General features: G+C 34.9%; 18 protein-coding genes. 17 read left to right on the top strand and 1 reads right to left on the bottom strand.

The features are described 5' to 3' along the window. Nucleotides 1–34 precede the first annotated feature (34 nt). The 10 genes from CLV90_RS10265 (at nucleotide 35) to CLV90_RS10220 (ending at nucleotide 10,167) form a co-directional block, all read left to right on the top strand. Nucleotides 35–364, top strand: a complete 330-nt coding sequence (locus tag CLV90_RS10265) for an ArsR/SmtB family transcription factor (protein ID WP_133687394.1) — start codon at nucleotides 35–37, stop codon at nucleotides 362–364. A gap of 74 nt (nucleotides 365–438) precedes the next feature. Further along, the gene (locus tag CLV90_RS10260) at nucleotides 439–906 is read left to right on the top strand and encodes a DUF6428 family protein (RefSeq protein ID WP_133687393.1); all 468 of its coding nucleotides are present in this window, start codon (nucleotides 439–441) and stop codon (nucleotides 904–906) included. A 22-nt stretch (nucleotides 907–928) separates the two neighbouring features. After that, entirely contained in the window at nucleotides 929–1,561 is a 633-nt protein-coding gene (locus CLV90_RS10255; RefSeq protein ID WP_133687392.1) for an arsenate-mycothiol transferase ArsC, read from the top strand. A 2-nt stretch (nucleotides 1,562–1,563) separates the two neighbouring features. After that, nucleotides 1,564–2,619, top strand: coding sequence for an ACR3 family arsenite efflux transporter (arsB, locus tag CLV90_RS10250; protein WP_133687391.1), 1,056 nt, complete (start codon nucleotides 1,564–1,566; stop codon nucleotides 2,617–2,619). Between the two features lie 252 nt (nucleotides 2,620–2,871). Next, complete coding sequence (locus CLV90_RS10245; protein WP_208295118.1) at nucleotides 2,872–4,005, top strand: MBL fold metallo-hydrolase; 1,134 nt, start codon at nucleotides 2,872–2,874, stop codon at nucleotides 4,003–4,005. 39 nt (nucleotides 4,006–4,044) lie between these two features. Beyond that, nucleotides 4,045–4,779: an SDR family oxidoreductase gene (locus CLV90_RS10240; protein WP_133687390.1), complete on the top strand. Its 735-nt coding sequence runs from the start codon at nucleotides 4,045–4,047 to the stop codon at nucleotides 4,777–4,779. 22 nt (nucleotides 4,780–4,801) lie between these two features. Then, entirely contained in the window at nucleotides 4,802–5,617 is an 816-nt protein-coding gene (locus CLV90_RS10235; protein ID WP_133687389.1) for a DUF6503 family protein, read from the top strand. A gap of 42 nt (nucleotides 5,618–5,659) precedes the next feature. Beyond that, complete coding sequence (locus tag CLV90_RS10230) at nucleotides 5,660–6,349, top strand: phosphotransferase (protein ID WP_243835359.1); 690 nt, start codon at nucleotides 5,660–5,662, stop codon at nucleotides 6,347–6,349. A gap of 616 nt (nucleotides 6,350–6,965) precedes the next feature. Continuing rightward, a complete protein-coding gene (locus tag CLV90_RS10225) occupies nucleotides 6,966–8,693 on the top strand; it encodes a purine-cytosine permease family protein (RefSeq protein ID WP_133687388.1) in 1,728 nt (575 codons plus the stop codon). Beyond that, the gene (locus tag CLV90_RS10220; RefSeq protein ID WP_133687387.1) at nucleotides 8,686–10,167 is read left to right on the top strand and encodes a mannitol dehydrogenase family protein; all 1,482 of its coding nucleotides are present in this window, start codon (nucleotides 8,686–8,688) and stop codon (nucleotides 10,165–10,167) included. The genes CLV90_RS10225 and CLV90_RS10220 overlap by 8 nt, the downstream gene beginning before the upstream one ends. Here the strand turns inward: CLV90_RS10220 and CLV90_RS10215 are convergent. After that, on the bottom strand, nucleotides 10,164–10,565 hold the full coding sequence (locus tag CLV90_RS10215) for a hypothetical protein (RefSeq protein ID WP_243835357.1): 402 nt from the start codon (nucleotides 10,563–10,565) through the stop codon (nucleotides 10,164–10,166). The two genes, CLV90_RS10220 and CLV90_RS10215, sit on opposite strands and share 4 nt — an antisense overlap. 92 nt (nucleotides 10,566–10,657) lie before the next feature. Here CLV90_RS10215 and CLV90_RS10210 point away from each other — a divergent pair, with 92 nt between their 5' ends. The 7 genes from CLV90_RS10210 (at nucleotide 10,658) to CLV90_RS10180 (ending at nucleotide 23,296) form a co-directional block, all read left to right on the top strand. Then, a complete protein-coding gene (locus tag CLV90_RS10210; RefSeq protein WP_133687386.1) occupies nucleotides 10,658–12,169 on the top strand; it encodes a sensor histidine kinase in 1,512 nt (503 codons plus the stop codon). Nucleotides 12,170–12,172: 3 nt separating this feature from the next. Continuing rightward, complete coding sequence (locus CLV90_RS10205) at nucleotides 12,173–13,225, top strand: response regulator (protein ID WP_133687385.1); 1,053 nt, start codon at nucleotides 12,173–12,175, stop codon at nucleotides 13,223–13,225. 68 nt (nucleotides 13,226–13,293) lie between these two features. After that, on the top strand, nucleotides 13,294–14,130 hold the full coding sequence (locus CLV90_RS10200) for a universal stress protein (protein ID WP_133687384.1): 837 nt from the start codon (nucleotides 13,294–13,296) through the stop codon (nucleotides 14,128–14,130). A 178-nt stretch (nucleotides 14,131–14,308) separates the two neighbouring features. Then, entirely contained in the window at nucleotides 14,309–17,140 is a 2,832-nt protein-coding gene (gene uvrA / locus CLV90_RS10195) for an excinuclease ABC subunit UvrA (RefSeq protein ID WP_133687383.1), read from the top strand. A gap of 42 nt (nucleotides 17,141–17,182) precedes the next feature. Beyond that, a complete protein-coding gene (locus CLV90_RS10190) occupies nucleotides 17,183–17,869 on the top strand; it encodes an LOG family protein (RefSeq protein ID WP_133687382.1) in 687 nt (228 codons plus the stop codon). Between the two features lie 8 nt (nucleotides 17,870–17,877). Beyond that, nucleotides 17,878–20,727 (top strand): metalloprotease, encoded by a 2,850-nt coding sequence (locus CLV90_RS10185; RefSeq protein WP_243835348.1) that lies wholly within the window; start codon nucleotides 17,878–17,880, stop codon nucleotides 20,725–20,727. Nucleotides 20,728–20,884: 157 nt separating this feature from the next. Then, on the top strand, nucleotides 20,885–23,296 hold the full coding sequence (locus tag CLV90_RS10180) for an alpha-ketoacid dehydrogenase subunit alpha/beta (protein WP_133687381.1): 2,412 nt from the start codon (nucleotides 20,885–20,887) through the stop codon (nucleotides 23,294–23,296). The last annotated feature ends 101 nt before the right edge of the window (nucleotides 23,297–23,397 follow it).

The raw sequence follows: 23,397 nt of genomic DNA, 5'->3' as shown, positions 1-23,397 counted from the left end.
TCGTAATATTGCAATGAAACAATTAAATAGAAGAATGGGATTAGCAAAAACAGAAATGTTTACTGATGAGCAGAACAAGATTTCTCTCTTCGCCAAAGTATTTGGTCACCCTGCACGTGTTGCAATTTTACAGTACTTATTTAAAATAGATACTTGCATATGCGGAGACTTGGTTAGTGAAATAGGTTTGGCACAACCAACCATTTCTCAACATTTAAAAGAATTGAAAAATTTAGGATTGATAAAGGGTAATGTAGAAGGCACCAGTGTTTGTTACTGTATAGATAAAGACAATTGGTCTAACATGAAAGATATTATGATTAAATTCTTGGATCAAGATATTCCAAATACAAATTGCTGTTAAAAAAATTTACCTTCTTTTATCGCTTTATTACGATTAACAAATAAAAAGAAAACGTATAATTTAAAATCAAAATTATGAAACTATCAGAAATTAAAAATCACTTAGCAGAATTAGAAACTATAGCCTTTCAATTACCTAATGGCGAATTGGTGCCGAACCATTTTCATGTAACTGAAGTTGGCAAGATTACCAAAAACTTCATTGATTGTGGTGGTACTGTTCGTAATGAGGAAGTAGTAAACTTTCAATTATGGAATGCCAATGATTATGACCATAGACTTCACCCAGAAAAATTAATCAACATTATTGAACTTTCAGAAAAAGTATTGGGCATAGAAGATTTAGAAATAGAAGTTGAATACCAGGGACAAACCATTGAGAAATTTGGTCTTGATTTTGACGGCACTAATTTCATCTTAGCATCGAAACAAACAGACTGTTTGGCAAAAGATAATTGTGGCATACCTGCAGAGAAACCAAAGTTAAATCTTGCCGAAGTTACTAATGAACCATGTTGTGCACCTGACGGAAACTGCTGTTAACTACCTATAAACATTAGAAAAAATGATAACTACAGAAACCAACATGTTACCAGAAATTGAGGATTTAATTAAAGCGTTACAGCCAGATTCAATTACGGCAGAACGTAAAGTTGTTTTACAGCCATTGGTAGATTTTATACAAGAGAAAACTACCAATGACCAAGAAATAAGAATCAACTTTATCTGTACGCATAATTCTAGAAGAAGTCATTTATCGCAAGTATGGGCACAGACAATGGCTACCTATTTTAATATTAAAAATGTGTATTGCTATTCTGGTGGCACAGAAGCTACGGCATTGTTTCCAATGGTTGCAGAGACATTAAAGAATCAAGGATTTCAGATTCAAAAATTATCGGACACCAGTAATCCTGTTTATGCCATTAAGTATTCTGAGAATGAACATCCGGTAATTGGTTTTTCAAAATCTTATGAAGATTCTTTTAATCCGGCTTCACAGTTTGCGGCAATAATGACTTGTTCGCAAGCAGATGGTGGTTGTCCTTTTATTGCAGGTGCAGAGAAAAGAGTACCCATCACTTTTGAAGATCCAAAAGCGTTTGACAACACGCCGCAGCAAGCAGAAAAATATGCTGAACGAAGTATACAAATCGCAACAGAATTGTTTTACATATTCTCACAAATCAACAAGTAAAAATGGCATCTAAAAAATTAAGTTTTCTAGATAAAAACCTAACCTGGTGGATTTTTGCCGCAATGGCACTTGGTGTTGGTATCGGTTACTTTTTTCCAAGCTTTCCGGATATCATCAATACCTTCAATAGTGGTACTACAAACATTCCTATTGCAATAGGTTTAATATTAATGATGTATCCGCCTTTGGCGAAAGTGAACTATGCTTTGTTACCGAAGGTATTTAGAAACACCAAAATTCTATCTATCTCTTTAATCTTAAATTGGATTATTGGTCCGGTATTAATGTTCATTTTAGCCATTACCTTTTTATCGGACTACCCAGAATACATGGTTGGTCTTATACTTATAGGTTTGGCGCGTTGTATTGCCATGGTATTGGTATGGAACGACCTTGCCGATGGTAGTAGTGAGTACGGAGCTGGATTGGTGGCATTAAACAGTATATTTCAAGTATTTGCCTACAGTTTCTATGCATGGATATTTATAACGGTACTTCCGCCCTACTTCGGTTTTGAAGGTGCAATTGTAGATATCTCTATTGGGACTATAGCTGAAAGTGTAGCCATCTATTTAGGATTGCCATTTTTAATGGGAATTTTAAGCAGATTGATTTTAGTAAAACTCAAAGGCGAAGATTGGTATACGAATAAGTTCATACCCACTATTTCACCAATGACTTTGATAGCGCTATTGTTTACCATTGTCATCATGTTCTCGTTAAAAGGAGAATTAATAGTTGAAATACCTATGGATGTGCTCATCATTGCAGTTCCGTTATTAATTTATTTCACCTTAATGTTCATTATTGGGTTTTTCTTTACCAAAGCAACGGGTGCAGAGTATGACAAAACAGCATCAGTAGCATTTACGGCAGCCGGAAACAATTTTGAATTGGCTATTGCAGTTGCCATTGCGGTATTCGGACTCAATTCTGGTCAAGCATTTGCAGGAGTAATAGGTCCGTTAGTTGAGGTACCGGCACTGATATTTCTAGTTCGGGTTTCATTTTGGTTGAAGAAGAAATACTATGATAATCCGAAACCTAAAACAGCATAATTTTTTTTTAAAACATAACAAATTTAACTAAGGTCAGGTTTTAATACCTGACCTCTTTCTTTTGAGCAATTATCTAGATTGCTATACAGTTACGGTTCATTACATTGATAATTTTACCTATAGATTTTAATGCTACTAAAATCTATTTCTCTTTAAAATACAGTTATTACGATAAACTATCTTTGCATAATTATATATAGAAGTGCGACTTCAAGCTAATGTGCAAACAAGGCATAGGTCTAAGAACATAATATGATTAAAAGAATACTTAAAAAAATAATGGTTACAACTTTAATTATCATAGGTGTATTGGCTATTGCAATAGTAGCATTTACCAATTTTTACCCAAGTTTTGGTGGCGATAGCACCAAAGAACAGAAATTAGCCTATGAGCAATCGCAACAATTTAAAGAGGGTAAATTTCGTAATGTGTTACCTGTACCAGAAGACTTAGCCTTTTCTGACAAGCTTAGTTTAGCCTATAAATTTTTCACTACTAAGGTGCCTAATGGTCGCCCAAAAGCAGATTTAGTTCCGCAAAAAATAGATTCTGTAAACATTGCAGATTACAGCGGAGAAGCAAGAATGGTTTGGTTCGGACATTCCTCTTTCTTATTACAGATTGATGGAAAAAATATTTTAATTGACCCAATGTTCGGTGCAGTAGCAGCCCCTCACCCACTTTTAGGAGAAAAGCGTTTCAATAAAGAATTTCCTATAGCAATTGAACAACTACCACAGATAGATGCAGTTATTTTTTCTCATGACCATTATGACCATTTAGATTACGAGTCTGTATTAAAAATTAAGGATAAAACCAATCATTTTTATACTCCGCTAGGTGTTGGTAATCATTTGACTGCATGGGGAGTTTCTGATGCTAAAATCACGGAGATGGATTGGTGGCAAGAAACACAATTCGGAAATCTAAAATTCGTCTGTACACCGGCACAACATTTCTCTGGTCGAGGATTAAACAATGCACAAAGCACCTTGTGGAGCTCTTGGGTAATCTCATCAAAACATGAGAATATCTTTTTTAGCGGCGATAGCGGTTATGCCGATCACTTTAAAGAAATAGGAGATAAATACGGACCTTTTGATCTTGCCTTAATGGAATGCGGACAATACAATAAAATGTGGTCAGATATTCATATGATGCCCGAAGAAACCGCACAAGCTGGTATTGATGTAAAAGCAAAGAAAATAATGCCAATTCACTGGGCAGGTTTTAAACTTGCCCTACACGAATGGACAGACCCTATTAAAAGAGTTGAAGCCAAAGCAGCTGAACTGAACATTACCGTTATTTCACCTCAAATTGGGCAAGAGATTATTGTAAAAGATTCGGTGAACAACTATGGCGATTGGTGGAAAGGGCTGTAATTCAATAATTATTCAAATTCCCTAACTAAACGAAACGTAATGAAATTAGAAAATAAGGTAGTCATCATAACAGGAGCCTCAAGAGGTATCGGACAAGAATTTGCATTTCTATTAGCAGAAAATGGTGCTAAAATAGTTGTCAATCATTCAAACAGTGAAAAAGATGCAGACGCTACTGTAGCTAAAATTAAAAGTAATGGCGGCAACGCTATTGCCATAAAAGCAGATGTAAGCGATAGAGATCAGGTAACTCGGCTATTTGACCAAACTATTAAAGAATTTGGTAAAGTAGACGTATTGGTAAACAACGCTGGTGTCATGTTCAACAAAAAATTGAAAGACAACACTCAAGAAGACTTCAACAAACAGTTTGATGTGAATGTAAAGGGAGTCTTCAATATGCTACAAGAGGCGGACAGTAAATTATCAGATAATGGCAATATTATAAATATATCGTCTACTACGGTAAAATTGATGTTTCCTACTTACGCTTTATATTCCGCCTCAAAAGCTGCGGTAGAACAAATGACCAGAGTGTTTTCTAAAGAAATAGGAAGAGGAATATCTGTAAACGCCCTTGCACCCGGACCAACAGAAACTGAATTATTCTTAAATGGAAAATCAGAAGAGTTCATTGATAAATTAAAGTCTATGAATGCTTTCGACAGATTGGCACAACCTATTGATATCGCCAGAGTAGCACTATTTTTAGCCAGCGATGAATCTAAATGGATTTCAGGGCAGGTAATCGCTGCAAATGGTGCATTAATTTAATCTTACTTTTAAAAAACTATTGATGAAATTTAAAATAGCTACACTACTAGTATTAAGTATTTTAATCACTTCTTGCAAAGGGGAACAAACTGCCAAAAAAGAAACGATTCAAACTCCTGAATTCACGAATAAAGGAGAAGAATTAGTTTCAAAAATGCTTGAAAAAGTCGGCGATTACAAAACGCTTCGTAGTAAGAAAGATGTTGTGTACACATACACCTATCAAACACCAGATGGTAAAACAGATATTTCAACAGAGAAATACATTTTCGATGGTGAACTATCATATGGTAAATACGAACAGCACCAAAGAACCTTAAGTGACTTACAGGGCACAATTGAACAAGGTTATGACGGTAAAGAATTCTGGTTAAAACATAATGGAGAAATACTAAACGATAGTATTGCCTTAAAAAGAGTTGCTTTTAACAGACCTACTAATTTCTATTGGTTTACCATGTTTCAAAAGTTAATGGACAAAGGTATTTCGTATGAGTATTTAGGCGAAAAAACCTTAAACGAAATTCCTTATGAAATTGTAAAAGTATCCTTCAATTTTGGAGACTCGAAGCCAACAGATATTTATCAGCTTTACATTAATAAAAATACATCTCTTGTAGATCAGTTTCTATTTACAGTAGCAGACTTTGGCGCTATGGAAACTCCGAATTTAATGAGCTTAGAATATGAAGATGTTGACGGAATGCTTTTCCCTACTAAGCGAAAATACAAGAAATCTACTTGGGAAGCCGCATTTAGCGATTCACCTTGGGTAACAGTAAACTGGTCTAATATTAAATTCAATAATGGACTAAAAACTAGTGATTTTGAAAGATAGGTAATCGCTAAAATATACATTAACTAACCACAGTAAAAAAGTATGAACGTATTTCCGGTCACAGCAAGTACCATATCAGCAAAAGAATTAGGGGAATTTGCACAAGAAAAATACGGACTGGATAATAGTTACGCCTGTAAGTTATTCAGAACCGGAATGAATCATACCTATTTCATATCAAACGATATCTCTAAATATGTTTTAAGAGTTTACAGTCACAATTGGAGAACTAAATCTGAAATTACAGAAGAGTTAAAACTATTAAATTTATTACGTGAAAATAATTTAAGTATTTCTTATCCCATTAAAGATATCAATGGAGAATTGATACAGGAAATAAATGCTCCAGAAGGAAAGAGATACATGGTAGTATTCTCATTCGCAAAAGGTGAAAAAGTAAGATTTATGAATAATGAAACTTGTTCACAAATTGGCGCTTTAATGGCACAAATTCACACTCTTGTTACAGATAAAAATATTGACCGTATTTCTTATAACAAAAAAACACTTTTAGAAAAACCATACGAGTACTTACAACAGTTCTTTTCTGAGAATTTATCAGAAATGAAATACATTAAGGAGTTTGGAGAAACTTTTAAAAACTCAGATTTTAAAAACATTCCGAACGAAGTTGTTCATATGGATATTTGGTACGATAACATGGCTATTACCGAAGAAAAGGAATTACCATTTTCGACTTTGACTTTTGTGGTAATGGATGGCAAATATTAGATATTGGGTATTTTTGCAAACAGTTATTTCTCATAGCATCTGACAAAACTAAATACGAATTAAAAGTTCAGAGTTTTTTAAAGGGATATAATAAAATCAAACAATTATCCAATAAAGAATTAGGATTGATCCCCAAGGCGGGAACCTCGGTCTTTATATTTTATCTTGGTATTCAAGCCCAAAGATATGACTGGTCTAATGTGTTTTTATCAGAGAATTATTTAAAAATGTTTGTTGGAAGAATACAAACTTGGATTGAATATTATCGGAAAAAAGAAATAACCTTGGCTAACAATCCATAGAACAGGCAGATAACATTAGCTTTTATTAAGGGTAATACTATTTTGAGAGTTTACCATGATAGTTCATTTGCTTTTTTAATGATACAAAACCTTAATACTACTTAAAACAAACACCTATCTACTTAATTTAACCCAACTTCGTCAAAATCATATTATTTTACTTATGTTTTGAAATAATAAGATTAACAAATTTTAGCAATTGTTATTATCAAAAATAAATACATTGCAAGCCTGTTTAAATGGTAACAGATACCTAAAAGTTCTTAAACAGAACTCAACTTATTTTTTTATAAAACTAACTACCAACTCAACTTATGTCTACAAACAACGACTACGCCGCGTTCGAAAACCTAAACGAAGAACAATTACCCGTTGCAAAACATAAGTTACATGATTGGACCCATTTTGCTGGTCTTTACGCCGCTGAACACGTTGCCGCAACCGAGTTTGTAATCGGCGCTACATTCGTAGCATTAGGGGCTAAAACAATGGATATTATTTTGGGTCTATTGATCGGAAATATTTTGGCAGTTCTCAGCTGGACATTCATAACCTCACCCATTGCCGTAGAAACAAGATTAAGTTTATACACCTATCTCAATAAAATTGCTGGAGATTCTATGACCAAGCTTTACAATTGGGCAAACGTCATTATTTTCTCGGTCATATCTGCCGCCATGATTACCGTATCTGCAACTGCAGTCCGCTTTGCTTTCGATATACCTGCACAATTAAACTGGTACCCTACCAATATGTGGTTTGTGGTCATCGTTTTCTGCGTAGGTTTAGTAGTAGTTTCTATTGCTTTATACGGATTTAATGCAGTATCTGAATTTTCAGGAATATGCGCACCATGGCTTTTTGTAATGTTCACCAGTGGTGCAATGGTTTTATTACCAGCTTTGTCTTTAGATGTACTAGGAACAACGTTACCTAGCGGATGGAACGATTTGATATCACTCGGAGATCAATCCATTTGGACAGGAGTTGATAGTGCCGGAGAACCTGGTATCGGACTTGTTGAAGTAATCGGGTTCGCATGGGCAGCAAATACTATTACCCATTTCGGATTAATAGATATGGCGTTATTACGTTTCGCCAAAAAGAAATCGTACGGTCTAGCAACCAGCACAGGTATGATGTTCGGGCATTATGTTGCGTGGATAGCTGCCGGAATTATGGGAGCCGGTGCAGCAGTAATCATCGGGAAATCGATTGTCGAATTAGATCCAGGAGATGTTGCTTTTTATGCCTTAGGGTGGTCTGGTTTCGTTATTGTAATCGTAGCAGGTTGGACGACAGCAATTACCAATCTATATAGAGCAGGTTTAGCTGCACAGGCAATTTTTCATAATCACTCACGAAAGAAAACTACCATAGTTGTTGGTCTAATTACCATCGCTATAGCCTGTTTCCCATTTGTATTCTCACAGATTTTACCGCTATTGACGTATGCAGGTTTATTGGTTGTACCTGTTGGTGCTATAGTATTTGCAGAGCATCAGATATTTCCAAAAATTGGGTACACACGTTATTGGTCTCAATACCGCAAATTAACCTTTAGTACACCAGCCATTGTTTCATGGGGATTAGGTCTGGTATTTGGCTTTGGCTTGAATGCTTTTAATGTAATGTCTTTCTTCTATTTATTCATACCAACATGGATTTTCACTATCGCAGTTTATACTTTTTTAGCTGGTCGTTACGGAGCAAAAGAGAAATACCCAGAAGCAGAAGAACAAGAAAAAATTCGTAATGAGAAAATTGTGGCTTTTCAAGAAGAAAAAAGTAAATTAGAAACAACGCCAAAGAAAGACGCTACCCCATTCTCAAAAATTTTAAAACTGGTATCTCTCGTTGCCCTAATAATAACGCTAATATTAGCAGGTACAGTTTTATTCGACAGTGCAAATGAGAACAGCTATATTAATAATAGAGAAATTTTCTATACGTATGCATTTGTATGTACAGTAACTTATTTCGTTACAGCATACTGGGTATTAATACGTGGCAAATCAATAAACAAAGCTAAAAATGAATAAAGAAATCATGTTGAACAAAGAGAATTTAGCGACTATAAACAAGCAAATACCTATTCCTACTTTTGATAGAGCATCATTAAAATCTGGAATCGTACATGTTGGTGTTGGTGGTTTTCATAGAGCGCACCAAGCCTTTTATACCCATTTGTTACAAGAAAAGGGAGATGCTGCTGCATGGGGTATATGCGGAATTGGTCTTCGAAAGGGTGATCAGAAGATTCATGATGTGCTACAAAAACAAGACGGACTTTACACATTGATTGTAAAGCATCCTGATGGTAAGATAGATTCACAAGTAATTGGTTCTATTATCGACTTTAAACTTGGTCATGACACTCCCGATGTAGTTATCGACCAAATGGCACATCCTGATACAAAAATAGTATCCTTAACGATTACAGAGGGTGGCTATAATTTTAATTCGTCAACGGGAGAATTTGATTTTGAGAATGCAGATGTACAGCACGAATTACAACATCCGAAAGACCCTAAAACCATCTACGGATTTTTAACGGCTGCCATTAAAAAAAGAAAAGAAGAAGGCTTACCAGCTTTTACGGTAATGTCTTGTGACAATATTCAGCACAATGGTGATGTAACCAGAGAAATGCTACTTGCTTTTGCAAACAGACAAGATAAAGAATTGGCTGAATATATTGACAAAGAAGTAAGTTTCCCAAACAGTATGGTAGACCGTATTACGCCAGTTACCACTCAAGCAGACATTGAATATTTAGAAAGTACTTATGATCTAAAAGACGAATGGCCTGTAACTTGCGAGCCATTTATTCAATGGGTAATTGAAGATAATTTCTCTAACGGTAGACCAGAATTTGAAAAAGTTGGAGTGCAATTCGTGCCAGATGTAAAGCCATATGAAAAAATGAAGCTTCGCCTTTTGAATGCAGGGCATTCTGTATTGGGTATTCTTGGAGCTATTCATGGTCACCCAACTATTAACGCTTGTATGGAAGATGATTTGTTCGTTACCTATTTAAGAGCATTCATGGATGAAGAAGCTACTCCTGTTTTAGACAAACTAGAAGGCATCGATTTAACTGCATATAAAGATAGTTTACAAGAACGTTTTGCGAACCCAAATATAAAAGATAGCGTAAGCAGAATTTGCTCAGAGAGTTCAGCAAAATTGCCGAAATTCTTAATTGCAACCATTCAAGATAATTTAGCGAATGGCGGTAGCATTAAATTTGCGACTTTAGTAATTGCTGCATGGTGCTATTACAGCGATAAGGGAATAGATAAAAACGGTAACCCGATTGAAATTATTGACGCTATGCAAGATCAACTGCATGCGGCGGCAAGCAAAACAAACACTGACCCACTAGCTTTTATAAGACAAGAATCATTATTTGGTAACTTAATCAACGAAGATAAATTTACCAGTTTGTACAGCAAAATGGTTCAGAAAATCTACAAAGATGCTGATATTAAGAAACTAATGAAACAAGCTTAATCTAGCAATAGATCTATTTTTGCTAACACTATTAACTCAGACTTATTATTACCTGAGAATGAACTTGCAATAGCCTTGGCCGTCTTTTTGGTCAAGGTTTTTATTTTATCTGAAAATGCATGCGGATGAATTTTATAAAACTCCTTAAAATCATCAAAACATTCTTCACTACTTTTTTCAGACTCCATTAAAACATCAAAAACAATTTCAATTTGGTTTGCAGCATCGGTACCATACCGGTCTGTAAAATCATCTACATACAACCAATCTTCTTTTACGTATTCCTTGACTTTAGCCCATTCATTATTATGCACGGTTCCATCACTTATAGCCACGGCATAAAATAGCTTACCTAAATTTTCATAGAGTCCGTTCATTGTTTTCGGCGTATTTTCCATTTTGTCTTGTCTTAGTTGATTTCAAGTAAAAATATGAAGTAGGATGTAGTTTTAATATGACAAAAATCAGTAGTAATCGATATATTTGATATATGCAGGATTTTCAAGAAAATAGTGACATTTTTAATTTATTATCAGAAGGTGTTTCAGAAGGCATTATCGTTGTAAATGCTGATCAAATTATTGTAGCCACTAATACGTCATCGCTGCAAATGTTTGGTTACGAGAAAGGCGAACTAGTTGGCAAACCTTTAGACATACTAATACCCAGAAGGTACCATGCAGGTCATGGTGCACATGTAGATAATTTTATCGCAAAAAGTGATAAACGCCAAATGGGGCATGGTAGAAATCTATATGGCATATGTAAAGACGGCAAAGAATTTCCTGTTGAGGCAGGTTTGAATCCGTTTGAATTTTATGGCGCTACCTATGTAATGGCCTTGGTAATTAATATTACAGAACGTAAAAATAGAGAAGAAGAACTAAGCCACTGGGCACGAATTTTTGATGAATCGCTGAATGAAATTTTCATTTTTGATGCCGATACGTTTAAGTTTTTGAATATAAATAAAGAAGCGCAAAGAAATATAGGGTATTCATTTGAAGAGTTATACACAATGACTCCCGTTGACATTAAACCCGATATGGATATTTCTGAATTCAATACCTTGATAGCTCCATTAGTTAATGATGAAACTGCCAAAGTTAAGTTCGAAACCAGACATGGAAGAAAAGACGGAACTTCGTACCCAGTTGAAGTACATCTACAACTATCGAAACTAGGAAAAGAAAAAGTATTTGTTGCCTTTATTCTAGATATCACAGAGAGAAAAAATTATACAGAAAACTTAGAAAAAATAGTAGAAGAACGTACCCATCAACTAACAGAAGCGCTCGCTGTTGAAAAAGAACTGAACGAACTTAAAACACGTTTCTTATCATTAGTATCGCATGAATTTAAAACACCTTTAAGCAGTATACTAACATCGATTACCTTACTCGGTAAATATACCGAAACAGAACAGCAACCAAAGCGAGATAAACACGTAACTACAATAAAAAATAAGGTAAAATATTTAGATACCATACTTAATGATTTTCTATCTGTAGAACGGTTAGAATCTGGTAAGGTGAATTATAAAATCGAAGAATTTCCGCTTAGTAAAACCGTTAACGAGGTAGTATATAATGCCAACATGCTGCTCAAGTCTGGCCAACAGATTCACTACCCAGAAAACATTGATGAATTAAATATTCAATTCGATGAAAAGACCTTAGAATTGGCGCTATCCAATTTAGTACATAATGCTATCAAATACTCTCCAGAAGATTCCACCATTGATATAAAGGTGGATATCAAAGATACAGGTTATACCATTAGTGTCATTGATGAAGGCATTGGTATACCGGTAGAAGAGCAAAAACACATATTTAATCGTTATTTTAGGGCAGAGAACGCTTTATTGACACAAGGCACCGGCATTGGTTTAAATATCGCAAAACAACATATAGAGAACTTAGGTGGAAGTCTTGAGTTTTCAAGTACAGAAAGTATAGGGTCAACATTTACGCTAAGTATACCTAAATTAAAAACCAACTAGAAGATGAAAAGAATTTTATTGATTGAGGACGATAAAGCCTTGCGAGAAAATACCGAAGAACTTTTAGAATTAGCGGGTTATACAGTTATGACGGCACCTAATGGAAAAATAGGTATTTCAGCCGCCATTGAAAATTTACCAGACATTATCATTTGCGATATTATGATGCCCGAAGTTGATGGCTATGGTGTACTCGAAAATCTTTCTAGTAACGAAAAAACGAAGCACATACCGTTCATTTTTCTATCTGCAAAAACTGAGCATAAAGAAATACGGAAGGGAATGGATCTTGGGGCAGATGACTACCTAACCAAACCCTTTGAAGAAGAGGAACTAATGAGTGCTGTAAAAAGTAGGTTGGCAAAAGCCGAACTACTAATGCGCATGCAAGATGAAACGTCTAAAGAACACGGAGTTTCTGAAAATGAAATGCGCACCATTCATGAACTTAAAAATTTCTTTGATGACAATGGCGAAGTAGTAAATTTCAAGCAAGGAGAACATATTTATGAAGAAAATAGCCGTTCTAACAAAATTTATCTTGTTTTAAAAGGACTTGTAAAATGCTACAATATGGATCCTGACGGAAAAGAGCTGATTACATCTTTGGCAAAGGCAGATGACTTTTTAGGCTTCACCTCCTTTTTAAACAATGTACCCTATCAAGAATCTGCTACAGCATTAGAGGATGTTGAATTAGCAGGTATTTCGAAAGAAAATTTAAAAGAAATACTGAACGAAAATAAGACCATTTCTATGGAGCTAATGGAACTCTTATCTGCAAACATTTCGAATATAAAAGCTCAATTATTACAAATGGCCTATAGTTCTGTACGCAGAAAAACAGCACAAACCTTGTTACAATTTGCCGATGTCATGAATACAAAACCAGATGAGCCCATTAGAATATCGCGTAATGATCTAGCAAGTGTTGCAGGTATAGCGACCGAAAGCTTAATACGTACATTGTCTGGATTTAAAAAAGAAGGTCTAATAGCCGTCGAAGGTAGAAATATTCAAATATTAGAAATTAAAGCATTACAATATGTAAATTAAACGATATCTGATAAATATCATTTATCACGTTTCATCAACCATTTACTTTTGTAAAGTAAGTCGATTGAATGAAACACATTTTAATACCCACTGATTTTTCTAATAATTCTTGGAACGCCCTTGAATATGCTGCGTGTTTTTTTGAAAACATAAAATGCACCTTTTATGTATTGCATGTAGATGATTTAGGTAATTCTGATATCGCCGCAAATTCATTTTTGACAATAAATGCAAAAGAAAAATTTAGTGCTTTAGATAAACTGAACGAAACCATTGACCGTATAGCGATGTGTTTCCCAAACCCTGATCACAAATTTATTTCGCTTGAAGAGTATGGTAATCTTATTGATATAGTAAGGAAGACCGTTGACGAGAAAAAGATAGATTTAATTGTAATGGGCACGAAAGGGGCTTCTAGCATAAAAGCATCTATAATTGGCACTAGTACAGGTAATGTGATTACCAAAGTAGCTTGTAATGTATTAGTAATACCTGAAAATACGATTACCAAAAAGCCAAGTAACATTGCTTTTCCTACAGACTTTAATCTTTTCTACACCTACCCTATTTTAAATTCTATTACAGAAATACTAGAAATTTCAAATGCAAAGTTAGACGTCATTCATGTTACACAATCTAAACCCAATTTTTCAAATTCTCAGGTAATTAACCAAGCCTATCTCAATGATTATTTAAAAGAGTTATTTATCGATAAACATAGCTTTAATCATATTTTAGGCAAAAGTGTTAGAGATTCAATTTTAAATTATATCGCAGAAAATGAAATTGAAATGTTGACATTGGTTGCGAAAAATTTAAACCTATTTCAACAAGTATTTTTCAACAACTCTGTTGAAGTACTAAGCCACCAAACTTCAGTACCATTATTTGTAATGCATGAATAAAAATTTGTGAACTTTACTATTATTTTTATTCCATTTGTAATCTGATGGGTATAAAATACTATTACACCTCAATAAAGCGATTGCATCAATAATTTAAGACATTCAGTCTTTTCAAAGAACTTAAGAACGTGTGTAATTAGCACTCAAAATCGTACTTTTGCAACTTTGCTATGAATACATGATTAATTTTGAAGAAAATATAGAAGTTAAGGGCGCACGCGTTCATAACCTTAAGAATATAGATGTTACCATACCGCGAGACAAACTGGTTGTTATAACTGGCTTATCTGGTAGTGGAAAATCTTCATTGGCTTTTGACACCATTTACGCAGAAGGGCAAAGACGTTATATCGAAACTTTTTCTGCCTATGCCAGACAATTTTTAGGCGGATTAGAACGCCCAGATGTTGATAAAATTGATGGTTTATCGCCTGTAATTGCTATTGAACAAAAGACGACTTCCAAATCGCCAAGATCTACAGTTGGTACCATTACAGAAATATATGATTTCTTAAGACTACTTTTTGCCCGTGCAGCAGACGCACATAGTTATAACACAGGCGAAAAAATGGTGAGTTATAGCGATGAACAAATTAAGAACTTGATTATTGAATCGTATAACGGAAAGAAAATAAATATTCTTGCACCGATAATTAAATCAAGAAAAGGTCACTATCGTGAGCTATTTGAACAAATTGCAAAGCAAGGTTTCGTAAAAGTTCGCGTTGATGGTGAAGTAAAAGATATCGTTAAAGGCATGAAGGTGGACCGTTACAAGGTGCACGATATAGAGATTGTCATTGACCGTTTAAAAGTAGTTGAAAGCGAAGATTTTCATAAACGTTTATCCGAAACTATAAATACAGCCATGTATAGTGGCGAGAATGTATTAATGGTTTTAGAAGAAGGTACAGATTTACCGAGGTATTTTAGTAGAGATTTAATGTGCCCTTCAACGGGTATCTCCTATCCTACCCCTGAACCTAATACATTTTCATTTAACTCGCCAAAAGGCATGTGCCCCTATTGCAGCGGCTTAGGTCATGTATATGAAGTAAATGAGAAGAAGATTTTCCCTAATAAAAAATTATCTATTAAAGGTGGCGGAATAGCCCCATTAGGAGATTATAAAAAATCTTGGGCATTTAAACAGATCGAGACTATAGCAGAACGCTATAATTTTAAAATAACAGACCCTATAGATACCATTCCTGCTGAAGCCATCGAGATTCTTTTAAACGGTGGTAAAGAAAGTTTTGAGGTAGATTCGAAAACATTGGGCGTAAAACGAACCTATAAAATTGATTATGAAGGAATTTCTAATTTCATAAAAAATCAGTTCGAAGAAGCTGCCTCAACATCTATAAAACGATGGGCAAAAGAATATATGGACAGAATTACTTGTCCGTCATGTACAGGTTTCCGACTTAGAAAAGAATCGCTTTACTTTAAAATTGAAGATAAGAATATTGCCGAGTTAGCTAATTTAGATATTGTTGAATTAGCAGCATTCTTTAATGGTTTAGATAAAAAACTTAGCGGTAATCAGCTAAAGATAGCCGAAGAGATTATAAAAGAGATCAGTACTAGAATTCAATTTTTACTAGATGTAGGTCTCGATTATTTATCATTGAACAGAAGCTCTAAATCATTATCTGGTGGCGAAGCACAACGTATTCGATTAGCGACCCAAATTGGATCCCAATTGGTAGGTGTACTTTATATTCTAGATGAGCCAAGCATCGGTTTACACCAGCGAGATAATGAACGATTGATTAAATCTTTAGAATCTCTTAGAGATATTGGCAACTCTGTTATCGTAGTCGAACATGACCGCGATATGATAGAAAGGGCTGATCATGTAATTGACATAGGTCCGAAAGCAGGTAAAAACGGTGGAGAAATCATATCTCAAGGTACGCCTGAAGAATTGAAAAATGTTCATACGCTTACTGCCGATTATATGACCGGTGTAAAGAAGATTGAAGTCCCGAAAAAGAGAAGACCCGGTAATGGCAATGAAATTGTATTATCTGGCTGCACAGGAAATAATTTAAAGAACCTTACTGTCAAATTTCCTTTAGGAAAAATGATTGGCGTTACAGGAGTATCCGGTAGTGGTAAATCAACTTTGATCAACGAAACGCTTTATCCAATTATGAACGCTCATTATTTCAATGGCGTTAAAAAACCGATGCCGTATAAGAAAATTACGGGGCTAGAGCATATCGATAAAGTTATTGACATCAACCAATCGCCAATTGGTAGAACACCAAGATCAAACCCGGCGACATATACTGGTGTATTTGGCGAAATACGTTCGCTATTTGCAAAAACTACTGAAGCATCTATACGTGGCTACAAACCCGGTAGATTTAGTTTTAATGTAAAAGGTGGTCGTTGTGAAACTTGTCAAGGTGGAGGATTGCGTGTTATTGAAATGAATTTTTTACCAGATGTTTATGTAGAATGTGAAACCTGTAATGGTAAGAGATTTAATAGAGAAACGCTAGAAATTCGTTACAAAGGCAAGTCCATTTCAGATGTTTTAGAAATGACAATTAACGAAGCTGTATCATTTTTTGAACTTATTCCGAAAATACATCGTAAGTTAAAGACCATACAAGATGTGGGCTTAGGTTACATATCTTTAGGGCAGCAATCTACTACCTTATCAGGTGGTGAGGCGCAACGTATAAAATTGGCAACAGAACTTTCTAAGAGAGATACGGGTAATACCTTCTATATTTTAGATGAGCCTACAACCGGACTTCATTTTGAAGATATTAGGGTTTTAATGGATGTTTTGAATAAATTAGCTGATAAAGGAAATACCGTGTTAGTTATTGAACATAATATGGACGTAATTAAAATGGTAGATTATATCATAGATATCGGTTACGAAGGCGGACGCTCAGGTGGGCAGTTAGTAGCGAAAGGCACGCCAGAAGAGGTTGCAAAAGACAAGAAAAGCTACACCGCAAAGTTTTTAAAAAGAGAATTAAAATAATAATTAGATAAAAAATCTATCTAAAAGTATATTAAATAAAGAATGAGATCAGAAAAACATCATAAAGGCTGGAACGAAATAAAAACCAATGACTCTTGGGCCATTTTTAAGATAATGGGCGAGTTTGTAAATGGTTTTGAGCGCATGAGTAAAATAGGACCATGTGTATCTATTTTTGGTTCTGCCAGAACAAAAGAAGAAGACCCATATTACAAACTAGCGGTATCTATTGCAAAATCTATTGCAGAAGCAGGTTACGGAGTTATTACTGGTGGTGGACCAGGTATTATGGAAGCTGGTAATAGAGGTGCCAACCTTGCCGGTGGTACATCTGTAGGTTTAAACATTGACCTACCTTTTGAGCAACATGATAATCCGTATATCGATAATGATAAGAGTTTAGATTTCGACTACTTCTTCGTAAGAAAGGTAATGTTCGTAAAATACTCTCAAGGTTTTGTAGTAATGCCTGGCGGCTTTGGAACATTAGATGAGCTTTTTGAAGCCATCACGTTGATACAGACACATAAAATTGGAAAATTCCCGATTATTCTTGTGGGCAGTGATTTTTGGACCGGACTTATGGACTGGGTAAAAGGCACCATGCTTAAAATGGGAACTATTAGTCCCGAAGATTTAAACCTTATTCAAATTGTAGACACTGAAGAAGAAGTTGTTGAGATCATAGATACCTTTTATAAAGGGCATAGTATGAGTCCTAATTTTTAATCTTAGCCTTGATACGTAATTCTCATTCATTTCTCTATTCCTGTATATTATTATTAGTTGTTAATGCGACTAGTTGTTTTGCTCAATACGAAACTGACCTTAGTGTAACTTTAAACGAGTATACTAAAGAGCTCGATATTCGTCAAGAGTTCACCTATTATAATAAGTCTAATTACAACTTAGGTGTCATTTATTTTAATGATTGGGCGAATGCCTACTCAGATAAAAATACAGGACTAGCGAAAAGGTTTGCACAAGAATTTAAAAAATCGCTGCATTTGGCCAAAGCCGATGAGCGAGGTAAAACTACCATTATAAGTGTAGTCGACGATTCTTATAACGGACTTGAATGGAGCCGTACCGAAGGTAAAGACATTTTAAAGGTCACGCTTAACAATATATTGCTACCCAACACATCTACTAAAGTTTTCATCACCTATAAGGTAAAACTACCACCAAATAAATATACGCCCTATGGGTATGGCAACCGAGGCGATTACTACCTAAAAGACTGGTACTTAACACCTGCTGTATATGACGGTAAATGGCATCTGTATTCAAATAAAAATCTAGAGGATCTTTATATGAACGAAACCAATACCATCATTAACTTTAAATATCCCGATAGCTTAAATCTTGCTTCTAATTTTGATATTGACTCAGAGTCAAAATTTCCAAATGGGCAGTTCGCGCAACTAAAAGGAAACCGACAACGTGGTGGAGAAATAATACTTAGTCCGCAAAAAGACTTTTTTACACACCGCACACCTTACATGACTTTTTTAACAGATATCAGAGCACCAAGATATAGTGTTATTGGGCAGGGATTATCAATCAATAAAGTCGCCAATTTTATCCACCAAAACTTAGGAGATTACCCTCATAAGAAAATATTAGTAAGCGAGTTAGATTATAACAAAGACCCACTTTATGGTCTAAACCAACTACCCTCTTTTATACGCCCGTACGAAGAACAATTTCAATTCGAAATGAAATTCTTGAAAACGGCAATCAACAGTATTTTAAGAGAAACTATGTTCTTGAATCCGCGAAAAGAGCAATGGTTGAACAGTGCTATCGCCAACTATTTAATGATTGCCTATATAGACAAATATTACCCTGATCAAAAGATGATGGGTAAACTATCAAATATTTGGGGCTTCAGAAGTTTTGAATTGGCAAAGATGGATTTCAATGACCAGTATCCTTTTCTATATAATTTAACAGCGCGTAAAAATTTAGACCAAGCGCTACAAACCTCGAACGATTCGCTTATAAAGTTCAACCAGAAAATCGCCAATAAGTATAAAGCAGGTTTAGGCTTAGCTTATTTGGCAGATTATATTGGAAAAGAACATGTTGATGAAAGTATAAAAACATTTTTTGAGTATTATAAACTAAATACTGTCAAGGTTCATGATTTTGAATCGATATTAAAACGCTCTACCGAACAAGATATTAATTGGTTTTTTAAAGATTACGTATCTACAGATCGCAAAATCGATTTCAAAATAAAAAAAGTACAGAAAGACACCGATTCGCTATTGGTTACTATAAAAAATAAGGAAGGTACGAACGTGCCTATTTCGGTATTCGGACTCAAAAAAGATTCTGTGGTTTCTGAATATTGGTTTAGCAATATTGAGTTTGAAGAAACCTTTGCGATACCTAATAACCAAGAAGATAGGCTGGTTCTAAATTACGACAAAAAAATACCAGAATTTAATCAACGAGACAACTGGAAATCATTAAAGGGGTTTCTATCTAGTAACAAAAAACTAAAGTTTACTTTCTTTAAAGATGCTGAAAACCCATATTATAATCAGGTTTTCTATGTTCCGGTATTGAGTTTTAATATTTATGATGGCTGGACCCCAGGTATGCGGCTTTATAACAAGACCTTACTAGAAAGACCATTTGTATATGATTTCTCTCCCTCTTATTCCTTCAGAGAGAAAGCTTTTGTAGGTTCTGGAAAATTCAGTTATAGAAAATACCTAAGTAAAAGCGGGTTGTATGTTGCTCAATATAATATCGGTGCCGGCACTTCTCACTTTAATGAAAACTCCAGATACTCATCTGTAACACCCTCGTTAAGTTTTGGCTTTAGGCCCGCAGACTTATTATCAAATAAAAGAGATTTTCTGTCTTTCAGGTATGTAAATATTTTTAGAGATTTTGATCCAGCTCTAATATCTCTGGCTAACGACCCGGAAAATCCAGATTATAGTGTATTTAACGCACGTTATACCAGTAGAAATAATGGCATATTAGATTATAATTCCTGGTTTGCAGATTTTCAATTAGCAGGCAGTTTTAGCAAGCTGTCGTTTGAATATGAATATCGAAAATTATTTGATAATAATAGACAATTGAACCTTCGATTTTTTGCAGGTAAGTTTTTAAGTAATAATACGCAAACTGATTTCTTTAGTTTTGCCCTTGACCGCCCTACAGATTACCTTTTCGATTATGGTTACTTAGGAAGATCGGAAGATTCTGGTATTTACAGTCAGCAGATTATTATAGCCGAAGGCGGATTCAAATCTTTTCTTGATCAACAATATAGATTCTCAAATGATTGGATGGCAACGGTAAACGGTAGTTTCAACCTATGGAAATGGATCGAATTATATGGTGATGCCGGAATAGTTAAAAACAGAGGTATTAACGGCAAGTTCGTATACGACTCTGGTGTACGTTTAAATCTTGTAACCGATTACTTTGAATTGTATCTACCGGTTCACTCAAACAACGGCTGGGAAGTATCGCAACCAAACTATGGTGAAAAAATAAGATTCATCATTACGGTGAGTCCTAAAACCTTAACAGGACTATTCACAAGAAAATGGTTTTAAACTATCAAATCTCAATACGGATAGTAATATTTTTAGCTTAAATTCAGATATTTTCAATAAAATATCAAATTTGTTGAAAAATATGGAATAAATTAACTGGTTACAGCGTTGCTAAAAAGTACTTGATTCGGTAATTTTGTATAAACACATATAATACATGGATGTTTCTTCTAAAACCAGTAATGATATTTCTTTTGAAGATTTCAAAGAACAAATTATCAATGACTACGAAATTGCTTTTTTAAGTAGAACCTGTAGTTTATTGGGAAGAAAAGAAGTACTAACCGGTAAAGCCAAGTTCGGTATTTTCGGTGACGGTAAAGAACTACCGCAATTAGCCATGGCAAAGTCATTTAAAAATGGTGATTTTAGAAGTGGCTATTACAGAGATCAGACATTTATGATGGCTTTAGGTTTACTACAACCAAAAGAATTCTTTCATGCCCTTTACGCTACCACAGATATCGAAAAAGAACCTATGAGTGCCGGTAGGCAAATGGGTGGTCACTTTTTAACGCATAGCTTAAATGCCGATGGTAGTTGGAAAGATTTAACAAAACAAAAAAACAGTAGTGGAGACATTTCATGTACAGCAGGGCAAATGCCACGTCTTTTAGGTTTGGCACAAGCATCAAAAGTATACAGAAATCAGGAAGGTCTTGACAGCGCGAAATTTTCAGTAAACGGAAACGAAATCGCTTGGGGCACCATTGGTAACGCAAGTACTAGTGAAGGCATGTTTTTTGAAACTATAAATGCTGCAGGTGTACTACAAGTACCTATGGTCATTAGTGTTTGGGACGATGAATACGGCATATCGGTACCTGCAAAATTCCATACGACAAAAGAAAATATTTCAGAAATTCTATCTGGTTTTCAACGAACTGAAAACGAAAAGGGATATGAAATCTTAAGAGTAAAAGGTTGGGACTACACCGCGTTAATGCATACCTATGAAAATGCGGCAGATATTGCAAGACAAGAACATGTACCAGTATTAATACATGTAAGCGAATTAACACAACCACAAGGTCATTCTACATCTGGATCACATGAACGTTATAAAGATAATGTTCGATTAGAATGGGAACGTGACCATGATTGTAATAAACGTTTTAAAGAATGGATTATAGAATCGGGGATTGCAACTACCGAAGAATTAGACTCTATTGAAAAAAGAATTAAGCGTACCGTTAGAGAAGCTAAAAAACAGGCTTGGGATGAGTACCTGAAAGACAACCTTACCGAGAAGTCTGTTTTAATTAATATAATAGAAAAAGCAGCCTCTAAAAGTGCCAACAAGAATTTCCTTAATAAATTAAAAAATGATTTAATTGCGGTTGAAGAGCCTCTACGCAAAGATCTGGCAATTTCAGCAAGAAAATCTTTACGCTATTTACTAGGGGAAAATTCGCAAGAAAAGCAAGATCTAATTCAGTGGACTGCCAACTTTCTAAAAGAATCGCAACATAAATATAGCTCGCATTTATATAGCGAAAATGATAACAAAGCGACAAATGTTACGGCTATCTCTCCTGAATACAATGACGATGAAGAACAAGTAGATGGTAGAGTTATTCTAAGAGATAATTTTGATAAGCTATTTGAAAAATACCCGAATATTTTAATTTTCGGAGAAGATACAGGTGCTATTGGCGATGTAAACCAAGGCCTTGAGGGTATGCAAGAAAAATATGGCAAAATACGTGTTGCAGATACGGGTATTCGCGAAACTACGATCATTGGGCAAGGTATAGGAATGGCCTTAAGAGGACTTAGACCAATTGCCGAAATTCAGTACTTAGATTATATTTTTTACGCGCTATCTACCCTTACAGATGATTTAGCAACATTATTATACAGAACAGCAGGAAAACAAAAAGCACCCTTAATCATTAGAACAAGAGGTCACAGACTTGAAGGTATATGGCATTCTGGATCAGAAATGGGCGGACTTATCCATTTACTGAGAGGCATGTATATTCTTGCACCTAGAAATATGACACAAGCTGCCGGTTTCTATAACACACTTTTAAAGAGTGATGAACCTGCATTGGTTATAGAAAGTCTGAACGGATATCGATTAAAAGAAAAGAAGCCCAAAAATCTTGGTGAATTCTGCACACCGATTGGTAAAGTTGAAACCCTAAAAGAAGGAAGCGATATCACATTGGTTTCCTATGGATCAACACTACGTATCGTTGAAAAAGCTGCAAGAGAATTAATTGAAGTTGGGATTAATGCTGAGGTAATAGATGCGCAAACCTTACTACCCTTTGATATTAAAATGGAGGTTTTAGAAAGCGTAAAGAAAACAAACCGTTTATTGGTAATAGATGAAGATGTACCTGGCGGATGTTCTGCTTATCTCTTAAATGAAATTGTAGAAAAACAAGGTGGATTTAAATATTTAGATAGTACACCACAAACCCTAAGTGCAAAAGCACATAGACCTGCTTACGGTACTGATGGAGATTATTTCTCTAAACCGAACAGAGAAGATATTTTTGAAAAGGTATATGCGATAATGCATGAAGTAAATCCTGATGACTATCCGAAATTGAGATAATGTTCAAAAATTAAGTAAGAAAAATCCCATATATTTTGGGATTTTTTTGTGTACAAATTTCTCGCTCAAAAAAATATAATTATTTTAATTGCTGCGTATAA

Origin of the sequence: Maribacter spongiicola (assembly GCF_004364165.1) — a bacterium.
In the GTDB taxonomy this organism is placed as follows: Bacteria; Bacteroidota; Bacteroidia; order Flavobacteriales; family Flavobacteriaceae; genus Maribacter; species Maribacter spongiicola.
Note: the sequence above shows the minus strand (reverse complement) of the source record. Positions and strands in the feature narration are given on the sequence as shown.

What these genes read in the sequence shown, in the direction of transcription:
- CLV90_RS10220 (WP_133687387.1), top strand. Translation starts at nt 8,686, where the DNA reads ATGAATAAAGAAATCATGTTGAACAAAGAGAATTTAGCGACTATAAAC.
- CLV90_RS10265 (WP_133687394.1), top strand. Translation starts at nt 35, where the DNA reads ATGGGATTAGCAAAAACAGAAATGTTTACTGATGAGCAGAACAAGATT.
- CLV90_RS10260 (WP_133687393.1), top strand. Translation starts at nt 439, where the DNA reads ATGAAACTATCAGAAATTAAAAATCACTTAGCAGAATTAGAAACTATA.
- CLV90_RS10255 (WP_133687392.1), top strand. Translation starts at nt 929, where the DNA reads ATGATAACTACAGAAACCAACATGTTACCAGAAATTGAGGATTTAATT.
- CLV90_RS10190 (WP_133687382.1), top strand. Translation starts at nt 17,183, where the DNA reads ATGAGATCAGAAAAACATCATAAAGGCTGGAACGAAATAAAAACCAAT.
- CLV90_RS10200 (WP_133687384.1), top strand. Translation starts at nt 13,294, where the DNA reads ATGAAACACATTTTAATACCCACTGATTTTTCTAATAATTCTTGGAAC.
- CLV90_RS10210 (WP_133687386.1), top strand. Translation starts at nt 10,658, where the DNA reads ATGCAGGATTTTCAAGAAAATAGTGACATTTTTAATTTATTATCAGAA.
- uvrA (WP_133687383.1), top strand. Translation starts at nt 14,309, where the DNA reads ATGATTAATTTTGAAGAAAATATAGAAGTTAAGGGCGCACGCGTTCAT.
- CLV90_RS10245 (WP_208295118.1), top strand. Translation starts at nt 2,872, where the DNA reads ATGATTAAAAGAATACTTAAAAAAATAATGGTTACAACTTTAATTATC.
- CLV90_RS10240 (WP_133687390.1), top strand. Translation starts at nt 4,045, where the DNA reads ATGAAATTAGAAAATAAGGTAGTCATCATAACAGGAGCCTCAAGAGGT.
- CLV90_RS10235 (WP_133687389.1), top strand. Translation starts at nt 4,802, where the DNA reads ATGAAATTTAAAATAGCTACACTACTAGTATTAAGTATTTTAATCACT.
- CLV90_RS10215 (WP_243835357.1), bottom strand. Translation starts at nt 10,565, where the DNA reads ATGGAAAATACGCCGAAAACAATGAACGGACTCTATGAAAATTTAGGT.
- CLV90_RS10180 (WP_133687381.1), top strand. Translation starts at nt 20,885, where the DNA reads ATGGATGTTTCTTCTAAAACCAGTAATGATATTTCTTTTGAAGATTTC.
- CLV90_RS10230 (WP_243835359.1), top strand. Translation starts at nt 5,660, where the DNA reads ATGAACGTATTTCCGGTCACAGCAAGTACCATATCAGCAAAAGAATTA.
- arsB (WP_133687391.1), top strand. Translation starts at nt 1,564, where the DNA reads ATGGCATCTAAAAAATTAAGTTTTCTAGATAAAAACCTAACCTGGTGG.
- CLV90_RS10205 (WP_133687385.1), top strand. Translation starts at nt 12,173, where the DNA reads ATGAAAAGAATTTTATTGATTGAGGACGATAAAGCCTTGCGAGAAAAT.
- CLV90_RS10225 (WP_133687388.1), top strand. Translation starts at nt 6,966, where the DNA reads ATGTCTACAAACAACGACTACGCCGCGTTCGAAAACCTAAACGAAGAA.